This window comes from Phenylobacterium sp. RIFCSPHIGHO2_01_FULL_69_31, assembly GCF_001824475.1.
Classification (GTDB): domain Bacteria; phylum Pseudomonadota; class Alphaproteobacteria; order Caulobacterales; family Caulobacteraceae; genus Phenylobacterium.
The window spans coordinates 1-20503 of the sequence record NZ_MHXN01000009.1 but is presented as its reverse complement, the minus strand read 5'-3'; the positions used below and the strand labels follow the sequence as shown (position 1 = coordinate 20503).

The 20503-nt window shown below is 70.2% G+C and carries 17 protein-coding genes; 10 read left to right on the top strand and 7 right to left on the bottom strand.

The window, feature by feature from the left end:
* Nucleotides 1-47: 47 nt before the first annotated feature.
* A complete protein-coding gene (locus A2790_RS06050; RefSeq protein ID WP_293388747.1) occupies nucleotides 48-518 on the top strand; it encodes a winged helix-turn-helix transcriptional regulator in 471 nt (156 codons plus the stop codon).
* A 52-nt stretch (nucleotides 519-570) separates the two neighbouring features.
* Here A2790_RS06050 and A2790_RS06045 read toward each other — a convergent pair whose 3' ends face one another.
* The 3 genes from A2790_RS06045 to A2790_RS06035 form a co-directional block, all read right to left on the bottom strand.
* On the bottom strand, nucleotides 571-975 hold the full coding sequence (locus tag A2790_RS06045) for an endonuclease domain-containing protein (protein WP_293388745.1): 405 nt from the start codon (nucleotides 973-975) through the stop codon (nucleotides 571-573).
* A gap of 205 nt (nucleotides 976-1180) precedes the next feature.
* The gene (locus A2790_RS06040; protein WP_293388743.1) at nucleotides 1181-2380 is read right to left on the bottom strand and encodes an OmpA family protein; all 1200 of its coding nucleotides are present in this window, start codon (nucleotides 2378-2380) and stop codon (nucleotides 1181-1183) included.
* Nucleotides 2381-2907: 527 nt separating this feature from the next.
* Nucleotides 2908-4689 carry a cation:proton antiporter gene (locus tag A2790_RS06035; RefSeq protein WP_293388740.1) on the bottom strand — a complete coding sequence of 594 codons (1782 nt, stop codon included), beginning with the start codon at nucleotides 4687-4689 and terminating at the stop codon, nucleotides 2908-2910.
* Nucleotides 4690-4799: 110 nt separating this feature from the next.
* On the opposite strand from A2790_RS06035, the gene A2790_RS06030 reads away from it, so the two are divergent.
* The 5 genes from A2790_RS06030 to A2790_RS06010 all read left to right on the top strand — a co-directional run bounded on the left by A2790_RS06030 (nucleotide 4800) and on the right by A2790_RS06010 (nucleotide 10351).
* A complete protein-coding gene (locus A2790_RS06030; protein ID WP_293388737.1) occupies nucleotides 4800-5162 on the top strand; it encodes a DUF2946 family protein in 363 nt (120 codons plus the stop codon).
* A 59-nt stretch (nucleotides 5163-5221) separates the two neighbouring features.
* Entirely contained in the window at nucleotides 5222-7267 is a 2046-nt protein-coding gene (locus A2790_RS06025; protein WP_293388735.1) for a TonB-dependent receptor, read from the top strand.
* Nucleotides 7255-7740, top strand: coding sequence for a YcnI family protein (locus tag A2790_RS06020; protein WP_293388732.1), 486 nt, complete (start codon nucleotides 7255-7257; stop codon nucleotides 7738-7740). Before A2790_RS06025 ends, A2790_RS06020 begins: the two co-directional genes overlap by 13 nt.
* 9 nt (nucleotides 7741-7749) lie before the next feature.
* The gene (locus A2790_RS06015; RefSeq protein ID WP_293388730.1) at nucleotides 7750-8193 is read left to right on the top strand and encodes a copper chaperone PCu(A)C; all 444 of its coding nucleotides are present in this window, start codon (nucleotides 7750-7752) and stop codon (nucleotides 8191-8193) included.
* A gap of 85 nt (nucleotides 8194-8278) precedes the next feature.
* Complete coding sequence (locus A2790_RS06010) at nucleotides 8279-10351, top strand: M13-type metalloendopeptidase (protein WP_293388727.1); 2073 nt, start codon at nucleotides 8279-8281, stop codon at nucleotides 10349-10351.
* Nucleotides 10352-10781: 430 nt separating this feature from the next.
* Here A2790_RS06010 and hisG read toward each other — a convergent pair whose 3' ends face one another.
* The 4 genes from hisG to A2790_RS05990 form a co-directional block, all read right to left on the bottom strand.
* The gene (gene hisG / locus A2790_RS06005; RefSeq protein WP_293388725.1) at nucleotides 10782-11732 is read right to left on the bottom strand and encodes an ATP phosphoribosyltransferase; all 951 of its coding nucleotides are present in this window, start codon (nucleotides 11730-11732) and stop codon (nucleotides 10782-10784) included.
* Nucleotides 11733-11819: 87 nt separating this feature from the next.
* A complete protein-coding gene (locus A2790_RS06000; RefSeq protein WP_293388722.1) occupies nucleotides 11820-12956 on the bottom strand; it encodes an ATP phosphoribosyltransferase regulatory subunit in 1137 nt (378 codons plus the stop codon).
* Entirely contained in the window at nucleotides 12956-14425 is a 1470-nt protein-coding gene (gene hisS, locus A2790_RS05995; protein ID WP_293389300.1) for a histidine--tRNA ligase, read from the bottom strand. The genes A2790_RS06000 and hisS overlap by 1 nt, the downstream gene beginning before the upstream one ends.
* 306 nt (nucleotides 14426-14731) lie before the next feature.
* A complete protein-coding gene (locus tag A2790_RS05990; protein WP_293388720.1) occupies nucleotides 14732-15022 on the bottom strand; it encodes a hypothetical protein in 291 nt (96 codons plus the stop codon).
* Nucleotides 15023-15113: 91 nt separating this feature from the next.
* Between A2790_RS05990 and zapE the strand changes: the two genes are divergently transcribed.
* The 4 genes from zapE (at nucleotide 15114) to A2790_RS05970 (ending at nucleotide 20373) form a co-directional block, all read left to right on the top strand.
* Nucleotides 15114-16229, top strand: a complete 1116-nt coding sequence (gene zapE, locus A2790_RS05985) for a cell division protein ZapE (RefSeq protein ID WP_293388718.1) — start codon at nucleotides 15114-15116, stop codon at nucleotides 16227-16229.
* 95 nt (nucleotides 16230-16324) lie between these two features.
* Nucleotides 16325-17911: a carboxylesterase family protein gene (locus tag A2790_RS05980; RefSeq protein WP_293388715.1), complete on the top strand. Its 1587-nt coding sequence runs from the start codon at nucleotides 16325-16327 to the stop codon at nucleotides 17909-17911.
* A 12-nt stretch (nucleotides 17912-17923) separates the two neighbouring features.
* The gene (locus A2790_RS05975) at nucleotides 17924-19537 is read left to right on the top strand and encodes a carboxylesterase family protein (protein WP_293388711.1); all 1614 of its coding nucleotides are present in this window, start codon (nucleotides 17924-17926) and stop codon (nucleotides 19535-19537) included.
* Nucleotides 19538-19713: 176 nt separating this feature from the next.
* Nucleotides 19714-20373, top strand: a complete 660-nt coding sequence (locus A2790_RS05970; RefSeq protein WP_293388709.1) for a hypothetical protein — start codon at nucleotides 19714-19716, stop codon at nucleotides 20371-20373.
* The last annotated feature ends 130 nt before the right edge of the window (nucleotides 20374-20503 follow it).

Here is a 20503-nt window from a genome sequence, read left to right as displayed (position 1 = left end):
ACGATAGATCGGGCCGTTCGCCGAAGAACCTGGCCCAGGAGCGAGATATGTCGAATAGTCTACGCCTGGATGACACGGATCGCCGCCTCCTCCGGACGTTGCAGGCGGACGGGCGGATCAGCAATGCCGAACTGGCCGAGCGCTGCAACCTCTCGGCCTCGGCCTGCTCGGACCGGGTCCGCCGGCTCCGAGACACCGGCTACATCACCGGCTTCGCCGCCCTGGTGGATCCGGAGAAGGTGGAGCGGGGCGTGCTGATCTTCGTGGAGGTGGTCCTGGACCGCACCACGCCCGAGGTGTTCGACACCTTCGCAGCCGCAGCCCGCCGCGCGCCCGATGTCCTGGAGTGCCACATGGTGGCCGGCGGCTTCGACTATCTGATCAAGTCCCGCGTCCGCGACCTGGCCGCCTGGCGCAAGTTCCTCGAGGACGTCCTGGTCCGCATCCCCGGCGTCCGCGAGACCCGCACCTATGCGGTGCTGGAAGAGGTCAAGTCCACGACCCAGCTGCCGATCTAGGCGCACAGCGCCGTTTCCCTCCCTTGATGGGGAGGGACAGACCGCGAAGCGGTCAGGGTGAGGGGGTAAGGATCGGGCTCAGCGCCTCGATGCGACCCTCCCCCTTCACCCGCGGCATCTCTTCAAGCGCGCAAACAACCCGATCTATCACGCCGCCGAGGTTCCGCCGCACCTCACCGGCCGTGAAACGCAGCACCCGAAAGCCGTGCCGTTCGAGGATCCGATCCCGCACCGCGTCGTGTTCGGCCTGACGTTCCTCGTTGTGCTGCCCGCCATCGACCTCAATCACTAGCCGGTAGGACAGGCAGGCGAAGTCAAGAAAGTACCCGCGAAAGGGGAACTGTCGACGGAAGGCGAAGCCCTGCTCGCGTAGGCGTTTGAGGCGACTCCAGAGGATGACCTCCGGCTCGCTCATGTTCCGTCGCAGCTCGCGGGCGCGCAGGATTTCGGGTCTCATCGGCGCAAGTTTTGTTCATGATTTGTTCGGTCGTCAAGCGAGGGACAGATGATCGCGAGCCCCGCCCTACTCCGGCCCGCTCTCCCTCACCCTGGCCGCTTTGCGGCCTGTCCCTCCCCATCAAGGGAGGGGCAGTAGCGCTCCAAAAGAAAAGGGCCCGGCGTTGCCGCCGGGCCCTCAGCTTTAGTCGCTGTCTTGGATCGACTTAGAAGTTGATGTCGATCGTCGAGCGGCGGTTCAGCGGTTCCTTGACGCCGTCGCCGGTGGCGACCGCGGGCATGGTCTCGCCCTTCCAGTCGACGGACAGCGCCGTCTGGTTCACCCCGGCGCCGACCAGCGCGTCGGCCACGGCCTTCGCACGGCGTTCCGACAGGCGGACGTTGTAGGTCGCCGAACCCGAGGTGTCGGCGTGGCCCACGACGACCAGACGCGTGGCGTTGCCGCCCTTGGCGTAGTTGGCCGCGTCGGTGATCACCGCCTGGGCTTCCGGCGTGATCACGTACTGATCGAACGGGAAGTAGACGATGAACTGCTTGGCCTCATAGGCCGGCGCCGGCGGAGGCGGCGGGGGCGGAGGAGGCGGCGGCGGGGGCGGAGGCGGCGGGGGCGGCGGGGGCGGCGGCGGGGGCGGCGGGGCCGCGAACAGGTACCGCAGGCCCAGCGTCACCGACTGGTCCTTGTACTCGCCAGAGAACACGCCCGGCTGCAGGCCGCTGGCCAGGCTGCCGGTGGACGTGAAGTCCAGATCCGAGCCGCCCAGGTAGCGATAGGTGAGGTCGACGCTGAGCTGGTCGGTGGCCTTCCAGGCCAGGCCGGCGATCAGCTGGTAGGCGAACGCCGTGTCGGAGTCGTCGATCGTCAGGTTCTGGATGGCGTTGGCCGCCGTCACCGTGCCCGGGACGTTCGAGAATTGGCCGAGCACGTCCATCTTGACGTGGTTCACGCCGATGCCGGCGCCGACGAACGGGTTCAGGGCCGAGCCGGGCAGGATGTCGTAGATGACATTGCCCATCACGGTCCACGCCGAGACGTCGCCGTCCGGCGAGCCGCAGGCGGGCGCCGCGGGGGTGCGCGTCACGCCGGGGGTGCAGAGGCCGACGACGGCCTGGTTCGACCCGCCGCGGACCGACTCGATGTCGCCCGAGCGGTAGCCGACTTCCAGTTCGACCCGCCAGTTGTCGTTCAGCTGATAGCCGAGGCGGGCGAAGCCGGCCCAGTCATCTTCCTGATTGAAATCCCACTGATAGGGAGCGCCGTTCGCGGCATTGTTGGAGGACGTCGCTTCGAGCGAGTCCGGCCAGTGGTAGCCGAGATCAACGGCGCCGTACCAGCCTTCTTGCGCGGCGGCGCCGGATGCGGCGAAAACCGCAGCCATCGCGGCCCCAGCCAGGAGTTTCAACTTCATAATCAGAGCCCTCTCGTTGCCCTCAGGTGGTGCGGCCGTTTGACCCAGCCGCCGTTATAACAAGGCTTAGTCGTTGCGAAAGTGTCGCCAGAGCCACACTCGAACCGCAATTTCGCCAGCCTTTCCCAAGCTCTACCAGGACGTCGGGCGTCCGGTCCCCTGCAAATGCGTGCATTCGCAAGGGCTACCTAGCACAATCGCCCCGCCGGTTCGCCCAGCTTCCGCCACGCGAACGCGGTTCTCATCTCCAGAACCTCCGCCAATCTGCAACGGGCGCGTGGAAGCGTCCGTCGAGTTCTGACGCAAGTCCTTGGCGTTGTTTGTAAAGGCGCGGCATTGACGCAGCGCAAGCGCGCCGGCCTTCGCCAGCCGACTCGCGCTTCGCTTCTACACGCCCTGACTGCATTCGCCCATTTATCCCCGACACGTCGTCCGTCGTCAGACCGCCCAACGGATCAAGGCCACGCTTGGTTCCGCGCGGATGAACCGCGGATGAAGATTTTTGGGCGCCGCGTTTTCGGCGCCGTTCAGGCGCCCCGCTCGCGCTGGAAGCGGCGGGCCCGGCCGCCCAGTGATTCGGGACGGTTCAGCGACTTGCGGAACTCGTCGCGGCGTTCATGGATCGAGGCGATGACCAGGCCCATCGGCACCCCGATCTCCACCAGCACGGCCTCCGACAGCTGCAGGCTGGCCTCGACCGTCTCCGGCACCGCATCGGTGGCGCCCAGGTCGTAGAGCCGCTGGGCGTGGCGGGCGTCCCGGGCCCGCGCCACGATGGTGAGGTCCGGTCGCAGCTCCCGCGCCACGGCGACGATGGCCTCGGCGCCCTCGGGATTGTCCATGGTCACCACCAGCGCCGGCGCGTCGGCCAGGCCGCAACGCATCAGGAAGTCCGCCCGGGCCGCGTCGCCGAAATAGATGGCCTCGCCTGCCCGACGGCCCTGTTCGACCAGCTTGGGATCGAGCTCGGCCCCCACCCACGCGATCTGGTGCCGGCGCAGCATGTCGCCGACCAGGCGGCCGACCCGGCCGTAGCCCACGACCAGGACCTTGGGCTCGTCGTCGGGTTCGCCCTCCGGCTCCGGCGGCAGCTCGCTGGGGACGATCTGGCGGCCGCCCAGTTTCAGGCCCAGCTGCGCGAGGAAGGGAATCGAGAACATCGAGAGGGTGGCGGCCACCAGCGCCGTCTGGCCGACCGTCCGATCGACCAGGCCCTGGTCCATGGCCTGGCCCAGGATGACGAACGCGAACTCGCCGGCTCCGGCCAGCAGCAGGGCGGCCTCGATCGCCGCGCGGGTCTTCAGCCGGAAGGCCTTGGCCAGGCCGAAGACCACCGCCGTGTTGAGCGACACCAGCGCCACGGCCGACCCGACGATGATCAGCGGCCGCTCCAGCAGCAGCGGCACGTTCAGCCCGATGCCGACCGAGATGAAGAACATGCCGAGCAGGAGGCCCTTGAAGGGCTCGACCCGCACCTCGACCTCGTGGCGGAACTCGGTCTCGGCGAGGAGCAGGCCGGCGACGAAGGCGCCCAGGGCCATGGACAGCCCCGCCAGGGCGCTGACCAGGCCGGCGCCCACCACCACCAGCAGGGAGGCGGCGAGGAACAGCTCCTCGCTCTTGGCCTTGGCCACCGAGCGCAGCATCGGCCGCAGCAGGAGACGGCCGAAAAGGAACAGCGCCGCGACGCCGGCGATCGCGGGCAGCAGCGACAGCAGCATGCTGGGCGAAAAGGGCTCGTCCGAGCGGCGGCCCATGAGGGTGAGCGTGACCAGGATGGGCGCCACCGCCAGGTCCTGGAACAGCAGCACCGAGAAGGTGGCGCGGCCGGCGACGGCGTGCTGGCGCTTCTGCTCGGCCAGGATCGGCATGACGATGGCGGTGGAGGACAGGGCCAGGGCCGCGCCGATGGCGATGGCCGCCGCCGGGGGCTGTCCCATGGCCATCGCCACCGCCGCCGTCGCCGTCAGGCACAGCCCGACCTGCAGGGCGCCCAGGCCGAAGACGTAGCGGCGCAGGGAGCGCAGGCGCTCCCACGACAGCTCCAGGCCGATCATGAACAGCAGGAACACCACCCCGAGCTCGGCCAGCTGGGCCAGCTGGGCCGGGTTGTCGATGGTGAAGGCGCTCAGCCACTCGACCTCGTGGGCCAGGCTGCCGAGGCCATACGGCCCCAGGACCACGCCGGCGCCCAGGAACCCCAGGATCGGGCTGACCCGCCAGCGGCGGAACAGCGGAACCACGACCCCGGCCGTGGCGAGGAACAGTACGACATCCTTGTACGCGCCGGGCTGAACGTGGCCTTCCATCAGGTCTCCGATTTCTCGATAGCCTCACTATGGGGCATCGAGACGGCTTGCGGAATCCCGCGGTGCGTTTACGACGCCGGTTTGTGGGACTGCCGAGCAAACAGGCCGGAATGGAGCGCGCCGAGCGCCGGGCGATGATCGCCCTGCTGGCCGTGTTCGCCTTGCTGGTCCAGGCGCTGGTCCCCGCCTTCGCCGCCGCGGCCCCGGCCACGGCGGGCGAACTCCTGATCTGCACCGACATGGGGCTGCAGGCGGCGCCGGACGGCGGCGGCGGCTCGCCGGCGGCGGACCACAGCTGCAAGCACTGCCTCTGCCCTGCCCCCGCGGCCGACCCGCCCTCGGCGGTGAGCGTCTGCCACGTGGCCTATGTCGTCGCCGAGGCGCCCCCCGCCGCCCGACCGCACCGCCTCACACCCCCCGCCCGCGCCCCGCCGCGGCCGCCGGGCCAGGGACCCCCGACTTCCGAAGCCTGATCGCTGCCGTCGGCGCGCGAGCTCTCGCGCGCCCGTCTCGTCATGTTCGGAGTCCATCCATGAAACTCGCCTTGCGCGCGGCGCTGCTCGCCGCGTCCGGCATCCCGTCGATCGCCTTTGCCGCCGACGACGCGCCACCCACCACCGTTGATTCGGTGATCGTCACCGGCGCCCGAAACCCCGAAGACCCGCCCGTGGTCGCCGACGCGCGCCAGCGCCTGTCGGAGACACCGGGGGCCGTCTCGGTGATCTCCGCCGAATCCTATGAAAAGCGCGTCGCCCTCGCCCTCGACGACGTCCTGCGCGATGCGCCGGGCGTCTACGCCCAGCGCAAGTGGGGCGGGGATATCCGCCTGTCGATCCGCGGCTCGGGGATCGGCAACGCCAACCACAACCGCGGCCTCCTGATCGCCCAGGACGGCCTGCCGCTGAACGAGGCCGACGGCTTCGGCGACAGCCAGTCCATCGACCCCCTGATCGCCCGCTACACCGAGGTCTATCGCGGCGGGAACGCGCTGCGGTTCGGCGGCGCGCTGCTGGGCGGGGCGGTCAATGTGGTGACGCCCACGGGCCGGAACGCCGGCCACGAGGCCCTCGTTCGGGTCGATGGGGGCAGCTATGGCCTGCTGCGCGAGCATGTGGCCGTCGCCCGCGTCCAGGGCGAGTGGGACGTCTATGCCGCCGCCACCAACCAGACCGGCCAGGGCTACCGGCCGCAGAGCCAGCAGAACCTTCAGTTCGGGGCGCTGAACCTGGGCCGCAGCTTCGGGGAGGACCGCGAGGTCCGGTTCATCGTGGGCGGCTGGAACATCGCCCAGGAGATCCCCGGCGCCCTGACCCGGGCCCAGTTCGACGCCGACCCGCGGCAGGCGACGGTGGGCAACTACAACAACGACCAGGGGCGGAACCAGCGCGGCCTGCGCAGTTCGGTCAGGACCACCTGGCGCCTCTCCGACAGCACCGTGCTCGAGGCGGGCGCCTACGCCGTCTGGAAGGACCTGGACCACCCGATCTTCCAGGTCATCGACCAGCAGAGCCGCAACTACGCCGCCTTCGCCCGGCTGGACTGGGCGGGCGAACTGGGCGGCCTGCGCGCCGACGCCTACGGCGGCGTCTGGCTCCGCACCGGGGACCTCGACTCCAACTTCTACGTCAACGTGCGGGGCGCGCGGGGCGCGCCGACCTCCCGCACCCTGCAGAACGCCGACGCTGCGGACGTCTTCGTCGAGGGGCGGTTGTTCGTGACGCCGCACCTGGCCGTGGTCGCCGGCGGGACGTGGGGCCAGGCCCGGCGCGACTACCGCAGCTTCGCCATCCCGGGGGTCGCAGGGACGATCGATCTCAAGGCCTCCAAGGACTACGACTGGATCGCCCCCCGCGTGGGGCTCATCTGGGAGGCGGACGACGGCGCCCAGCTGTTCGCCAACGTGACGAAGTCGGTGGAGCCGCCGAACCTCGGATCGATGTCGCCGACCAACCTCGGGTTCGCGCCGATCAAGGCGCAGGAGGCCTGGACCGCCGAGCTGGGGACGCGCGGCCGTCGCGGGCCGTTCCTGTGGGATATCACGCTCTACCGCGCCTGGCTGGACAGGGAGCTCCTGCAGTTCACCATCGGGCCGAACATCCCGGCCTCGACCTTCAACGCGGACAGAACGATCCACCAGGGGATCGAGGCGGCCGTGGACTGGCGGATCGCCGAGCGCCTGCGCCTGCGCCAGACCTATACGCTGTCCGACTTCCGGTTCGACGGCGACGGCCAGTACGGCGACAACCGCCTGCCCATCGTGCCGAAGCATTTCTACCGGGCCGAGCTGCGCTACGAGGACCCGTCGGGATGGTTCCTCGCCCCGTCGGTGGAATGGTCGGCCTCGAAGATCCAGGTCGACTACCGAAACACCACTGAGGCCCCCGCCTATGCCGTGGTGAACCTCAACGCGGGGTGGGCGCTGGACGAGCGGCTGTCGCTGTTCCTCGACATCCGGAACCTCGCGGACAAGGACTACATCTCCAACGTCCAGGCGCAGATCGCGGCCACAGCCGCGAGCGCGGCCTACTGGCCCGGCGACGGGCGATCCGTGTTCGGAGGCGTGCAATGGGCGTTCTGAGATCCCTGACCCTCATGGTCGGCCTCGCCGTGGCGACGGCGGCCTCCGCCCACGTGAGCGTCCAGCCGGCGACGGGCGCCGCCGGCGCCTATCAGGTGTTGCGCTTCGGCCTCGGCCACGGCTGCGACGGGAAAGCCACGACCGCCCTGCGGATCGAGATTCCCGCCGGGACCTCGGTCGCGCGGCCGCAGCCCAAGCCGGGCTGGCTGCTCACCGTCGAGCGCGGGGATGGCGAGGCCGTCACCGCCATCGTCTGGCGCGGCGACCTGCCCGCCGACCATTTCGACGAGTTCCTGATCCTCGCCAAGCTGCCGCCGGGCGAAGGGCCTCTCGCCTTCCCGGCCATACAGACCTGCGGCGAGGCCCAGAACCGCTGGACCGAAACCGCGCCCCCGGGCGCGGCGCGGCCGAAGTATCCTGCGCCGAACGTCATCCTCACCCCCGCGCCGGCCGCCGCCGGCCCGCATCACTAAGGACAGCCGATGAGACGTCTTCTCACCACCCTGGCGGCCCTGGCCGTCGCCACCGCCGCGCAGGCCGCCCCCAAGGTCGAGGCCGCCTGGACCCGGCCCGCCGCCCAGGGCGGGACCGGCGCCGGTTTCATGACCCTGAAGAACCCGGACGCGAAGCCCGACGCCCTGGTCGCCGTCGCCAGCCCCCTGGCCCGGACGGTCCAGATCCACCAGTCCAGCATGAGCGGCGGGATGGCCTCCATGAAGCAGGTCGCCCGCGTCCCGGTCCCGGCCGGGGGAAGCGTCACCTTCGCGCCCGGCGGCTATCATCTGATGTTCGTAGGCCTGACTAAGCCCGTGAAGACGGGTGACGCCGTGCCGGCCACCCTTACCTTCGCCAGCGGCGCCACGGTGAAGGTCTCGTTCGTCGCGGCGATGGGGCCTCCCGCCGCGGCCGCGCATCATCATCACTAGCCGTCTGACAGAAATGTAACGAGCGTAACGGCGCGGGCCCGTAGCATGGTCCGCGCCGACTTCGATCAAGCGAGACCCCATACCTATGAAGACTGCCTGGCTCGCCGCCGCCTGCGCGGCCGCCCTGCTCGCCGCCAGCCCCAGCGCCTTCGCCGCCGACGCTGCGACCACCGCTCCGGAAACCGCCGCCCGCGACCTCAGCAAGGCGCCCCGGATGGGCCCCTGGGGTTTCGACATGGCCGGCCGCGACACCGCCTCTTCGCCCGGCAAGAGCCTCTTCGCCTACGCCAACGGCGCATACATGGAGAAGCTGACGATCCCCGCAGACCGCTCGACCTATGGCGCCTTCAACGTGCTGGACGAACTGTCCAAGGACCGGATGCGGGCGGTGATCGAGAAGGCGGCGGCGGGCGGGACGGCCGGCGGCGTCGAGGCCAAGGTCGGCGCCCTCTATCGCAGCTTCATGGATGAGGCGAAGGTCGAGGCCCTGGGCGCCAGGCCCCTGGAGGCCGACCTCGCCAGGATTCGCGGCGCCCGGACCCGCGCCGAGGTCGCCCGGCTGATGGGCGCCACGGCGGGCGGCTTCGGCCAGAGCTTCTTCAACCCGCAGGTCTATGACGACGCCAAGGATCCGCTGAAGTACGCGGTCTATCTGAGCCAGGGCGGCCTCACCCTGCCCGACCGCGACTACTACCTCGACGCCAAGTTCGAGCCGCAGCGCAAGGCCTACGAGGCCTATGTAGCCAAGCTGCTGGGCCTGGCGGGCTGGCCCAACCCCGAGGCCAGCGCCAAGGCCATCGTCGCCATGGAGACCGAGGTGGCTAAGATCTCCTGGACCCGGGCCGAGCGTCGCGACGACGACAAGACCTACAACCCCGTCGAGACCGCGAAGCTGGCCGCCTTCGCGCCGGGCTTCGACTGGAGCGCCTTCCTGGACGGCGCCGGACTTGCCAAGGCGACACGGGTGATCGCGGCTGAGAACACCGCCTTCCCCAAGATCGCCGCCATCTACGGCGCGACCGACGTCGAGACCCTGAAGGCCTGGCTGGCCTTCACCACCGTCGATCAGGCGGCGAGCTACCTCTCCAAGGATTTCGACCAGGCCCGTTTCGACTTCCGCGCCAAGACCCTCTCGGGCACGCCCGCGCAGCAGCCGCGCTGGAAGCGGGGGGTGAACCTGGTGGACGCCAACCTGGGCGAGGCGGTGGGCAAGCTCTATGTCGACGCCTACTTCCCCGCCGACAGCAAGGCGCGGATGGAGGCCCTGGTCGGCGACCTGAAGACCGCCATGGGCGCCCGCATCCAGAAGCTGGACTGGATGGGCCCCGAGACCAAGCGCAAGGCGCTGGAGAAGCTCGGGAAGTTCACCGTCAAGATCGGCTACCCCGACAAGTGGCGGGACTATTCGGGCCTACAGATCGTCGACGGCGATCTCTACGGCAACGTCGAGCGGGCGGCCGCCTTCGACTGGAACTTCCGCACCGCGCGCCTGAACCAGCCGGTGGACCGCGCCGAATGGGAAATGACGCCGGCGACGATCAACGCCTACTACTCCTCGACCAAGAACGAGATCGTCTTCCCGGCCGCCATCCTCCAGCCGCCGTTCTTCGATCCCGAGGGCGACCCGGCCGTGAACTACGGCGGCATCGGCGGCGTGATCGGGCACGAGATCACCCACGGCTTCGACGACCAGGGCCGCAAGTCCGACGGCGACGGCCGCCTCTCCGAATGGTGGACCAAGGACGACGAGGCCAAGTTCGCGGTCCAGGCCGAGCGCCTCGGAAAGCAGTACTCGGCCACCGAGGTGCTCCCGGGCGCGAAGATCAACGGCGAGCTGACCATGGGCGAGAACATCGCCGACCTGGGCGGGCTGCTGCTGGCGCTCGACGCCTATCGCCTGTCGCTGAAGGGCAAGCCCGCGCCGGTGATCGATGGCCTGACCGGCGACCAGCGGGTGTTCCTGGGCTGGGCCCAGGTCTGGCGCGGCAAGTACCGCGACGACTTCATGAAGCAGATCCTGGTGTCCGACCCCCACGCGCCGCCGGTGGCCCGCGTCGACCTGCCGGTCCGCAACATCGACGCCTTCTACGAGGCCTTCGGCGTGAAGCCCGGCGATCCGATGTACGTGCCGCCGGAGCAAAGGGTTCGGATCTGGTGAGACCGAAGTTCCTCCCCCGTTGGGGGAGGTGTCGCCGACGGCGACGGAGGGGGCTTCCGCCTGGACATCTGCGCTCGAGACGCCGGCGGAACGGTTTGAGTGGAAGCCCCCTCAGTCAGCTTCGCTGACAGCTCCCCCGAGAGGGAGCAACAATTTTGACTCACGCGTCAAAACTATCGATCTCCGGAAAAAGAATCGGCCCGCAGCGGGGGATAATCGCTGCGGGCCGCCTTGAGCAGTCGCTCTGATTGAGCGGGCGTTTCCTCCCCGAAACGCCGGAGACCTCGGGACTAGCGCCTTCATGTCTCTCGCCTGATGACAGAACGGCAATTTTCTACCCGAGTCAACGGGCCAAAGACCCCGAATGGGGGCGTTACGATCAGAATTTCGCGAGCGCGAGCAAATTTTACGGCGTTTTTTGACGTAACCGTCAAATAACCCGCGATCTCAGCGTGTCGAACGCCAAGCACTTCACGTCAAAGACGAAATCCGGCTTCGAGACTGTTACCGGTCCCAGTCCGGCGGCGTTCAGCGCGAGCGAGGCGTCGGCCAGTTGGCCCGAATCGACGAGCAATCCGTTGGGCCGTCGCGACGCCCCCGCGGTCACCAGCGCATTGACCGTCGCCACCTCCACCGCATCCCCGCCCGCGGGCCAGGTCAGGGTGGAGCTGCGCAGCGCGGCGGCCCGCGCTTCGACGATCCGCAGCAGCCGCTCGGCCTGGGCCAAGGCCTCCGGGCTCCACGTCGCCCGCAGGGACGCCGCCAGTTGCGCCTGGCTCTTCAGCATCACGCCATCGGCCAGCACCTTCAGCCCGTTGGCCTGCAGGGTCGCCCCAGTCGTGGTGATGTCGACCACCAGCTCGGCCGACCCCGCCGCCGGGGCGCCTTCCGTCGCGCCGCCCGATTCGGTGATTCGATAGTCCGCGATGCCGTGACGGGCGAAGAAGCTGCGCGTCTGGGTCAGGTACTTGGTGGCCACGCGCATCCGCCGGCCGGTGCGGCGCACGTAGTCGTGGGCCACCTCCTCCAGGTCGGCCATGCTGTCGACGTCCAGCCAGCTCTTCGGCACGGCGGTGACCAGGTCTGCCCGCCCGAAGCCCAGCGCGCGCAGCAGCAAAAGCCGCGCGTCGAGATCCTCGCCGCGTTCGCGCAGCAGGTCCTCGCCGGTGACACCCAGGTGGACCTCGCCCGCATCCAGCGCATCGGCGATGTCGGCCGCGGAGAGCAGGCGCACCTGGGCGCCCGGCAGGCCCTTCAGGCTGGCGAGATAGCCCCGCGCCCCGCCGGTGACCTCCAGCTTCAGGCCGCTGTCGGCCAGCCAGCCCTCGACCTGCTCCTTCAGCCGCCCCTTGGACGGGACCGCGATGACGAGTCCGCTCATCCTGCTACGCTCCCCTGGAGCTTCGCAGGATCAGGCCTGCGGTTGTTGAAAGGAGGATGCACCCTCCGAAGCCTTGGCGAAGGAGGGTCATGCCCCGGCTCCTTCGCCACCGCGCCAGGCGCGCCAGGGCCGCACCATGCAGCCCACCGCCCGCGCATCGCCCGCCCCGCCCAGCCGGGTCAGCAGGCCATCGTACCGGCCGCCGACCGCCACCGCCCGCTCCGGCCCGAGGGCGTCGCTGCGCACCTCGAAGGTGATGCCGTCGTAGTAGTCGAACGCATGCCCCAGCGCCGGGGTGAACCGCAGCCGGTCCGCCGGGACCGTGCGGGTGAGTTCCAGGAGGCGCGCCTCCCATCCGGCCAGCGCCGCCTTCAGCGCCCCGTCCCGACCGCCGGCCAGCTCGCGCATCCGGGCGAAGGCGTAGGCGGGCGCATCGTCGATGGCCATGAAGGCGCGGATCGCCTCGGACTGCGCCTCGGTGAGCGCCGGCGCGGTCGCGGCTTCCGCCTTGCGCACCAGCCGCGCCGCGATCTCGGCCGGACCGCGGCCGCCCACGGGCTCCACCCCGGCCAGCGCCCACACCTCTTCCAGCAGGGCGGCGGCCTGGGCTTCGGACAGCCCGGCCAGCAGGCCCGCCAGCGTCCCGCCGTCCGAGGTCGCCTGGCCCGTGCGCGAGAGCTCCGCCCACAAGAGCCGCGGACGCCCGGCCACGCGCCGCAGCCGGCTGGCCAAGGTCTCCGGCAGGTCCAGGCTCTCGATGAAGGCCGCAAACAGCGCCACGTCGCCCAGCCACAGCGACAGGTCCCCCCGCCCGCCGGCCTCGGCCGCCCGCCAGGCCAGCGCGGCGATCTCGGCGTCCGCCGCCTCGACCGCTCCGCCGCCGGGCGAGAACATCTCCAGGCCAAGTTGCACGAACTCTTCCGGCCGGTCGGTCCCGGTCGAGGCCCGGAACGCCGCGCCCTGGTACCAGTAGAGCCCGGCCGCCCGGCCGCCCTCCAGGTGCTGGCGGGCGATGGCGACGGTGAAGTCCGGCCGCAGGCAGCTTTCCGCCCCGCCCTCGGCCTGCACCACGAACAGCCGCGCGCGCATCTCCTCGCCCGCCAGGTCCAGCAGAAGGTTCAGCGGCTGCAGCAGCGGCGCATCGGCGCGCTCGGCGCCTGAGGCCTCCAGGGGGCTGCGGATCGCCGAGAGCATCTCGGCGGGAACGGACGGCTCGACGCGCATCAGCCGGCGTCCAGGATGCGGCGCAGGGCCGCCGTCAGCTCGCCGCGCGGGATGGTCTGCTGGCCCGGCCGCTGCTCGCGCCATTCGGCGTTGTCGGCCACCTTCGAGGCCAGCACGCGGCCCAGGTCCAGGTCCTTCACCGTGACGGTCCCGGCGGCCAGCTCGTCCTCGCCCACGATCACCGCGGCGGGCGACAGGCGGCGGTCGGCGTACTTCATCTGGGCCTTCATTCCGGAGGAGCCCAGATAGACCTCGGCCGGAATGCCGGCGGCCCGGATCTCGCGCGCCACGGCGAAGTAATCCGCCATCCGCGTCTGGTCGAAGGCGATCACCACCACCGGCCCGCGCGCCGCCTTGGCGAGGTCCCGCCCCGCCGCCTTCAGCGCCGAGGCCAGGCGCGAGACGCCGAAGGAAAAGCCCGTCGCCGGAGTCCGCTCGCCGGTGAACCGCGCCACCAGGTCGTCGTACCGCCCACCCCCGCCGATGGAGCCGAACCGCATCGGCTGGCCCTTCTCGTCCAGGGTGGACAGCAGCAGCTCGGCCTCGAAGACCGCGCCGGTGTAGTACTCCAGCCCCCGCACCACCGAGGGGTCGAAGGTCGCCCGGTCGGCGGCCACGCCCAGGCCGGTGAGCGCCGCATCGATGGCGGCCAGTTCGGCCAGCCCCTCGTCGCCCTCGGCCGAGCCGCCCACCACGTCCGCCAGCTTCGCCAGGGTGGACGCGCGGTCACCCGCCCCTGCGGCGGTGAAGGCCAGCACCCGCTCGGCGGCCGCGGCGTTCAGCCCCGCGCCCTTGGTGAAGTCGCCGCTCTCGTCCTTGCGCCCCTCGCCCAGCAAGAGCCGCACGCCGTCCGGGCCCAGGCGATCCAGCTTGTCCACCGCCCGCAGCACGGCCAGCTTCTGCCCCTCGTCGGCCACGCCGGCGGCGCTCATCAGGCCGTTGAGGAGCTTCCTGTTGTTGATCTTGATCAGCGCCGAGCCGGCGGGCAGGCCCGCGGCTTCCAGCCCCTCCACCGCCATGGCGATGATCTCGGCGTCCGCCTCCGGCCGCGCCGAGCCCACGGTGTCGGCGTCGCATTGCACGAACTCGCGGAAACGCCCCGGCCCCGGCTTCTCGTTGCGCCACACCGGCCCGAAGGCGTAGCGGCGGAACGGCTTGGGCAGGGTCTCCCAGTTCTGCGCCGCGAACCGGGCCAGCGGCGCGGTCAGGTCGTACCGCAGGGCCATCCACTGCTCGTCGTCGTCCTGCAGGGCGAAGACGCCCTCGTTCGGCCGGTCGGCGTCGGGCAGGAACTTGCCCAGGGCGTCGGCATATTCGAACGCCCCGGTCTCCAGCGGCTCGAAGCCCCAGCGTTCGTAGACCCCGCTCACGGCCGCCAGGATGGCGCGCTCGGCGACGACGTCCCGCGCGCGGCGGTCGATGAACCCGCGGGGGGCGCGGGCTTCGGGTCTGTTGGGATCGCTGGTCATGGCCGCGCGCTTACCGGCTGCGGCGGCCTCACTCAAGGAATCGTCTCGGGAAGTGCTCATCGTCGTCTCGTTGGAAGGAGGGCGACGGACGAAGCTGAAGGTTCGAGCCCCGTCCGCTGGTGCGGGGCTCGGAAGGGGGGATCGCCTAAGCCACGAGCCCGCCAGCCGATCCCGCCAGGGTCGGATGGTGATGGCCGTGATGGTGCGCGGTCCGCGTCATGACGGCGGGCTCTTAGCGGATGTTCGTGACCGAGTCACGAACGGGGCGTCGGCCTGCGGCGAGGCCGAGGGCCCCGCCGCACCTGGCTAGTTGCGCCGGCTGACGATGTCCTTGTTGGCGGCGCGCGTCTTGGCGCCCTGGGCGCGCATGGCCTCGGTGGGCTCGCCGCGCCGGGTGTGGTTGGCGGAGAAGGTCGCGCCCTCGCCCGCCGCCTCGCCCCATTCCTGCTCGGGATTGTCGGGCTGGCCCAGCTTGTGGATGTCGACGTTCGCCGGGGTGCCGGCGCCCAAGTCGCCGGGCACGTCGCCGAGACCGGCGGCGTTGCGCTCGGGCATGCCGCCCGTGGGGATCTCGGCGCCGTCGTTGCGATCAGCCATGGGGTACTCCTCATTCCACTCAAGAAGGATCAACCCCGGGGCGGCCGGCCCGTTCCTTGCGCTCCGGCGTTCCCGCGGCTAGGCGGGGCGGATGGCCTCAGCCCTGCAAGCCGCCTACGACGCCCGGGTCCGGGCGGGCGCCATCCGGCCCGATCCCGCCCAGGCCGCGGCGCTCGCCCCCCTGGTCCGCCTGGAAGCCGACCTGGCCGCCGCCCGGCCGCCGAACGGCCTGCGCAAGCTGTTCCACAAGCCCGAGGGGCAGCGGGGCGTCTACCTGATCGGCCCGGTCGGGCGCGGCAAGTCCATGCTGATGGACCTGTTCTTCGAGACCTCGAAGGAGACCTCCAAGCGCCGCACCCACTTCCACGTCTTCATGGGCGAGGTGCACCGGCTGATCGACGCCTGGCGCAAGGGCGATGCGGCCGCGCGCAAGGCCCGGTTCGGCCAGCACAAGGGCGACGATCCCATCGTGCCCGTGGCCGACGTGGTGGCCGAGCAGTCGCGGCTGCTGTGCTTCGACGAGTTCCAGGTCACCGACATCGCCGACGCCATGATCCTGGGCCGCCTGTTCGAGGCCCTGTTCGCCCGCGGCGTGACCCTGGTGGCCACTTCGAACCGCCTGCCCGACGACCTCTACAAGAACGGCATCAACCGCCAGCTCTTCCTGCCCTTCATCGACCTCCTGAAGAGCAAGGTCGAGGTCGTCACCATCGCCGGGCCGCACGACTACCGGCTGGACCGCCTGCGGGCGACCGGCACCTGGTTCTCCCCCATCGACCCCGACAACGAACGCCAGTTCGACGCCCTGTGGCGCGAGATGCTGGGCCCGGAGGAGGAGAGCGGCGAGACGCTGGAGGTGCTGGGCCGCAAGGTGCACTTCCCGCACGCGTCCGGCGGCCTGCTGCGCGCCGGCTTCGGCAGCCTCTGCTCCGTGGCCCTCGGCCCCAACGACTACATCGCCCTGGCCGAGCGCTTCCACACCGTGTTCCTCGACGGCCTGCCCCGCCTGACCGCCAACCGGCGGGAGGAGGCGCGGCGCCTCGTCATCCTGGTGGACGCCCTCTACGAGGCCCGCACCCACCTGATCGTCCTGGCCGAGGCCGAACCCACGAAGCTCTACCCCGAAGGCGACGGCGCCTTCGAATTCGAGCGCACAGCCTCCCGCCTCCAGGAAATGCGCTCCGCCGGCTGGCTGGAGGACCGCTAGGCCCGTCTGCTTCACGCCTGCAATCGCTTTTGTTCGAAACCACGGTATGGTTGCGACGCGGCTGGGGAGGCCGTTGCTGAGGGCGGGGGCCGCAAATGCAGAGCTTGAACCTTTCGCGCCGCGGCCTGGTGGGCCTGGGCGTCGGCCTGCTGGCGTCGGGCCGGGCCTGGGCCAGCGACGGCCAGGTCGTGGAGACCACCGAGGGGCGCTACCGCGGCCGGCTGGAGAACGGCGTCCAGGTCTTCAGGGGCATGCGCTACGGGGCCGACACCGGCGGCGCCGGCCGGTTCATGCCGCCCCGCCCGGCCGAGACCTTCGCCGGCGTCCGCGAGGCCTTCGAGTTCGGCGACCAGGCGCCCCAGCCGCGCACGATCCTGACCGTTCCCGGTCCCATCAGCGAAGACTGCCTGCGCATCAACGTCTGGACGCCGCAGGCGGGCGCGGCGGGCCGGCGGCCGGTGCTCCTCTGGTTCCACGGCGGCGGCTTCGAAGCCGGAACCGGCTCCAGCGGACTCTACGACGGGGCGAACATGGCCCGGCGCGGCGACGTGGTGGTGGCCACCATCAACCACCGCCTGAACGTTTTCGGCTTCTGCGACCTGTCCGGGCCGCTGGGCGCCGACTTCGCCCAGTCCGGCAACGTCGGCTACCTGGACCTGGTCCTGGCCATGAAGTGGGTCCGCGCCAACATCGCGGCCTTCGGCGGCGATCCCGGCAACGTCATGATCTATGGCCAGTCGGGCGGGGGCCGGAAGGTCAGCGTCTGCTTCGCCGGGACCGAGGCCGCCGGCCTGTTCCACAAGGGCGTGGTGCAGTCGGGCTCGCACCTCAGGGTCCACACCAGGGACCAGGCCGCGGCGCTTACCAACGCCCTGCTCAAGAAGCTGGATCTGGCGCCGGCCGATGCGCGCAAGCTCCAGCAAGTCCCTATCGAACAGCTCGGCGCCGCCCAGCGCCAGGTGATCGCCGCGGCGGGCTACCGGTTCGAGCCGGTGATCGACGGGATTTCCTTCACCTCCGACCCGTGGCTGCCCAACGCGCCGAAACAGACCGCGAAGGTCCCGCTGATGCTGGGCACGACCCAGACCGAACTGTCCAACCAGCTTGGCCGGGACGAGGCCCTGTTCTCCATGGACGAGGGGGGCCTGAAGCAGCGGCTGACGAGCATCGTCCCGCCCGAGGCGGCGGACGAGGCGGTGCGGGTCTTCAAGGCCTCCACACCCTCCGGCTCCAACGCCGAGATGTTCTTCAAGGCCGCGTCCTGGCGCGCCTACATCACCAACGCCACCACCATGGCCGAGAAGCGGCACGAACAGAACGGCCGGGCCAATCGCACCTGGGTCTACCAGGTGACCTGGCGCTCCCCGGTGCAGGGCGGGCGGCGGTTCAGCGAGCACACCATCGACCTGCCGTTCATGTTCGACAACGTCGCCCGCGCCCCGCACCTGACCGGGCCTCCGAGCGACGAGACCAAGGCGATGACCGAGGCCATGGCGGGCGCCTGGCTGGCCTTCGCTAAGACAGGCGATCCGAACCACGCCGGCATTCCCAAATGGCCGACCTACGATGTGGCGAAGCGCCCCGTCATGCTGTTCGACGCGCCGCCGAAGCTCGTCAACGACCCGTTCCGTGAAGAGCGCCTGTTCATGGCGCAGTTCCCCGCCGTGCGCGGCGGCAGCTAGGAGCCTCAGCAGATGACCCACTTCAACGCGAGCCGCCGGGCCGTGCTGGGCGCAGCCGGCGCCTCGTTCTTCATGGCAGGCGTGGCGCGCGCCGCCACCACCGACATCTTCCCCATCGTCGAGACCGCCGAGGGGCGCCTGCGCGGCCTGGTCTCCGGCGGGGTCAAGGTCTTCAAGGGCGTGCCCTATGGCGCCGACACCTCGGGCGCGAACCGGTTCCGGCCGCCCCAGCCGGTGAAGCCGTGGGCCGGCGTCCGCGATGCGCTGGACTACGGCAATGTCTGCCCCCAGATGCCGGGCGACCGGCGCAGCGACTACGCCAACCTGATCCAGCTCGACATCCAGCCCGGTGGCATGGGCGAGGACTGCCTCAACCTCAACGTCTGGACGCCCGACCTTTCGCGCACGGCGAAGAAGCCGGTGATCGTCCGGTTCCACGGTGGCGGCTTCTACGGCGGGTCCAGCAACTCTCCGGGAATGGACGGCGAGATGCAGGCGCGGCACGGCGACTGCGTGGTGATCAGCGTGAACCATCGGCTCTCGGCGTTCGGCTTCCTGCACCTGGCCGACAGCGGCGCGCCGCAGGCCTTCGCCCAGTCCGGCATGGCCGGCCTGCTGGATCTCTCGGCGGCCCTGGCCTGGGTGAACCGCAACATCGAGGCCTTCGGCGGCGATCCCGCCCGGGTGCTGATCATCGGTCAGTCCGGCGGCGGGGCGAAGGTTTCGGCCCTGATGGCCATGCCCTCGGCCCAGGGCCTGTTCCACCGCGCCGTCCAGATGAGCGGGGCCATGCTCCGGGTCGCCCCGCGCGAGCGGGCCAAGGCGACCGCGGACACCTTCCTCAAGGCCGTGAACCTCGGCGGCGGCGACATCCGCAAGCTCCAGGCGATCCCGGCCTACGACCTTCTCTCCGCCCAGGCCGATCTGGAGGCGGGCCAGCGCCTGCGGGGCGAGGCGCCCAACGCCTTCACCCCGGTGCTGGACGGTGTGGCCATGCCGCGCCACCCGTTCGATCCCGACGCGCCGGCGATCAGCGCCGACGTTCCGATGATCGTCTCCACGACCCTGGACGAGCGGACCTATCGCCAGCGGAACTTCGACGAGACCTGGGAGGGCGTGGCCAAGTCGTTTTCGCCGCGGCTCGGTGCGCGGACCGCCGAGGTCCTGCAGATGTACCGCGACGAAGATCCGCAGGCGGCGCCCTACCTCATCCAGTCGCGGATCATCAGCGACATGGGGCGCGGCGCGAGCTTCGCCATGGCCGAACGCAAGGCGGCTCTCGGCCGCGCGCCCGCCTACGTCTACCTGTGGAAAGCGCCGAGCCCCGCGTGGGGCGGTCGCTATGGGGCGACGCACGGGGTCGACGTGGGCCCGAGCTCGCGCGAGATCCGCGGCGCCCTCCAGGGCCCCAACGCCAACAGCGCCCGCCTGTCCGACGAGCTATCCTCGGCCATCGTCGCCCTCGCCGCCACGGGCGATCCCAACACCGCCAAGCTGCCGGCCTGGGCGCCCTACGACGCGGCGCGACGCACCACCATGGTCTTCGACAACCCGGCCAGCCACGTGGAAAGCGACCCCCGCGGGGCCTTCCGCAAGCTCTGGGCCGCAGCTGCGGGCGCCGCTTGAGCGGTGAAGCGGACCTTCCGCACGTCAGGAGCGGGTGGGCGACAGTTATCCGCCCCCCTGCCGTCATCCCGGGCGCAGCGCTCGCCAGAGCGCGAAGACCCGGGACCCAGCAGACGCAACCTTGAAGCTGCTCCACGACGGATGACGCAATCTACGTCACGACCTAGCTTCCAACGATGGTCGGGCAGCACGCCTTCATCGCGGTCTACATCCTGGCGAGCCGCCGGAACGGAACGCTCTACACCCGCCCGCCAACCGACGTTTCGAACGTCAGAGACGGGTGGAAGGCGGCCCTTGCAGTCAAAGCACTCCCGGGAGAGCGTGGGCGTATGAGCCCATTGCGCATGGTTGTGGTTGTCCTCGGAGTCTTGGTGCTGGCGGGGTGTACGGTGCGGACGGGGGGCCTTTCAGTTCACAAGGCTGGGCTCTCCACAATTCGTCCGGAAGGCACCATCGGACCCAATGAGGATGATCCGCCTTGGCAGACCTACACGGTCGAGCTGCCTGCGCGACTTGCTCAAACCGTGACTGGCGCGGATTCGAGTTTCCATCTTGTGGTGACAGACTGCCGCTACAAGGACGCTGGCCGCGTTCAGGGGGGTCGGTTCGACCTCAAATGGGTCAGCGCAGAGGACGTCTACGTTGATGGCATAACCCTGAACGCGTCGAGCGGTAGACAACCGAACCTCAAGGGAAGAAAGGGTCCGATCGTGCGAGGCGTCGCCTACGTGAGCACATCGCGGATCAGGAATATTCGCGAACTCTGCTTCCAAGCGTCAGGAGGCAGCATGATCGGCTTAGGCTTCAAGACCAACACAGTCCGGGTTCGCAGCTAGGGGCCGCCCTCTGCTCCTGCCCGAATGTCCGCAATTGATGCTGTGGACGGCTCTCCACCACCCGCGGGAGCATAGCTCCTGCTGAAGAGGAGGAGAGCATGGGTCAGGTGGTTACGATTGGTCTGGATCT